This is a genomic window from Promicromonospora sp. NPDC023987 (assembly GCF_040639055.1).
Classification (GTDB): domain Bacteria; phylum Actinomycetota; class Actinomycetes; order Actinomycetales; family Cellulomonadaceae; genus Promicromonospora.
In genome coordinates this window covers 1-1,562 of sequence record NZ_JBEZZF010000160.1, presented here as the reverse complement: position 1 = coordinate 1,562, position 1,562 = coordinate 1, and the positions used below count along the sequence as shown (strand labels likewise).

Genomic DNA, 1,562 nt, shown 5'->3' with positions numbered 1-1,562 from the left:
GGGTGCACGCAGTGTCCGGCCGCGACCAGGGCGAGTAGTTCGTGGAAGGTGCGGGCGGCCGGGGCCTTCGTTGGAGGGTGCTGGTCCTGAAATCATGGTTTGGGTGGGTGTGTTGTTTGAGAACTGCACAGTGGACGCGAGCATCTTTGTTAGTAAGTGTTTAAGAGCGTACGGTGGATGCCTTGGCACCAGGAGCCGATGAAGGACGTAGGAGGCTGCGATAAGCCTCGGGGAGCTGTCAACCGAGCTGAGATCCGAGGATTTCCGAATGGGGAAACCCAGCACGAGTGATGTCGTGTTACCCGCGCCTGAATATATAGGGTGTGTGGAGGGAACGTGGGGAAGTGAAACATCTCAGTACCCACAGGAAGAGAAAACAATAGTGATTCCGTGAGTAGTGGCGAGCGAAAGCGGAAGAGGCTAAACCGGTTGTGTGTGATAGACGGCAGTCGTTGCATGGCCGGGGTTGTGGGACCTGCTTTCTCAGATCTGCCGATCTGGGCGACAGTCAGAAAAGATCGCGTTAGTCGAATTGGTCTGGGATGGCCGACCGTAGACGGTGAGAGTCCGGTAGACGAAAACGTGTTCTCTGTTGTAGCAGGCACCCGAGTAGCAGCGGGCCCGTGAAATCTGCTGTGAATCTGCCGGGACCACCCGGTAAGCCTGAATACTCCCTGGTGACCGATAGCGGACTAGTACCGTGAGGGAAAGGTGAAAAGTACCCCGGGAGGGGAGTGAAATAGTACCTGAAACCGTGCGCTTACAATCCGTCAGAGCCTTCGCATCTTTGTGGTGTGTGGGGTGATGGCGTGCCTTTTGAAGAATGAGCCTGCGAGTCATCGGTGTGTGGCGAGGTTAACCCGTGTGGGGTAGCCGTAGCGAAAGCGAGTCCGAATAGGGCGTTTGAGTCGCATGTCATGGACCCGAAGCGGAGTGATCTACCCATGGCCAGGGTGAAGCGACGGTAAGACGTCGTGGAGGCCCGAACCCACTTAGGTTGAAAACTGAGGGGATGAGCTGTGGGTAGGGGTGAAAGGCCAATCAAACTCCGTGATAGCTGGTTCTCCCCGAAATGCATTTAGGTGCAGCGTCACGTGTTTCACACTGGAGGTAGAGCTACTGGATGGCCTAGGGGGCCCACAAGCTTACCGAAGTCAGCCAAACTCCGAATGCCGGTGTGTGAGAGCGTGGCAGTGAGACTGCGGGGGATAAGCTTCGTAGTCGAGAGGGAAACAGCCCAGATCGCCGGCTAAGGCCCCTAAGCGTGTACTAAGTGGAAAAGGATGTGGGGTCGCTGAGACAACCAGGAGGTTGGCTTAGAAGCAGCCACCCTTGAAAGAGTGCGTAATAGCTCACTGGTCAAGTGATCCTGCGCCGATAATGTAGCGGGGCTCAAGTACACCGCCGAAGCCGCGGCACTCAGTCATACAGATCGCCTTCGGGCCAGTCGACTGGGTGGGTAGGGGAGCGTCGTGTAGCCAGGGAAGCAGCGGGGTGACCTAGTTGTGGAGGCTGCGCGAGTGAGAATGCAGGCATGAGTAGCGAAAGACGAGTGAGAAACT

1 rRNA gene is annotated in these 1,562 nt (G+C 56.7%); it reads left to right on the top strand.

Going from position 1 to position 1,562, the window contains the following annotated elements:
- Positions 1 to 150 precede the first annotated feature (150 nt).
- A 23S ribosomal RNA gene (locus tag AB0F40_RS27510) occupies positions 151 to 1,562 on the top strand; the annotation flags it as partial.